This window comes from Oleiphilus sp. HI0061, from assembly GCF_001635675.1.
The window spans coordinates 1-784 of sequence record NZ_LWFE01001826.1 but is presented as its reverse complement, the minus strand read 5'-3'; the positions used below and the strand labels follow the sequence as shown (position 1 = coordinate 784).

2 protein-coding genes are annotated in these 784 nt (G+C 41.5%); both read right to left on the bottom strand.

All coding sequences use genetic code 11. The features are described 5' to 3' along the window. The coding region (locus tag A3735_RS27790; RefSeq protein WP_156499978.1) for a hypothetical protein at positions 1-304 on the bottom strand (304 nt) is incomplete at its 3' end. A gap of 182 nt (positions 305-486) precedes the next feature. Then, a partial coding sequence (locus A3735_RS31580) for a hypothetical protein (protein ID WP_197486108.1) occupies positions 487-784 on the bottom strand: 298 nt, incomplete at its 5' end.

The following is a 784-nucleotide window of genomic DNA, read 5'->3' as shown; positions in this document are numbered from 1 at the left end:
ATATTCCGGTAACGTCGGTGCTTCCCCAAAGAGAACCTGTATTTAAACCGATTCGTAATGGGCCATCAGCTAAGCTTAGGTCAGTACCTTCAAACCCTGCGATGTCAGATACTTTTTCCCAGCTAGGTGTGTCACCATACAGATTGTTGATATCGTTAGTGTGTGGGTTTCCATTACCAGATTCACAGACGGTGGATATGGTTAACTCTGCAGTTCGCCCTTCGCTAGTACAAATCGCTGCAAAAGATTGGCTGGCAAAGCTTAGTAACGCAATACCTGATATTATTTTAAGAGTATTTTTCATGATATTCCCTGTTAATAATTTTACATAAGGGTTTTAACGCATAAATTGTACCAATGATTTGCCTCTGTCTTTAACTACAATTAATTATCATGCTTTTTAAGTGTAAAAAATAAGGTTTTGTTATGGGGGGGTAAACTAATCTGACAGTTAATTGTGTGAATGTGAACTTGCGCATATGTACATTAAGGGTGTGTTTGGCTAAAGCGTCTGGAGGCAAATAAGCCAAATAAGCCAATGATAAAGAGTGCGATATTTGCAGGTTCTTCAATGCGAATAACTTCGGTAACTCGTCCCCATAGTTTTAGGTTTGATAAACCACCTCCACCACCGGCTAGACGCTCGTAGCTGAAACTTCCTGTCGATGCTCCATCGGACAGTTTCCAAGCAAAAAAGTCGGGGTCTCCGCCTCCATTCCCTACGCGCATTGATATTACACCCTCATTGTAAGCATCCCAGAAGGCAGAATCTAAGCTCCATTCA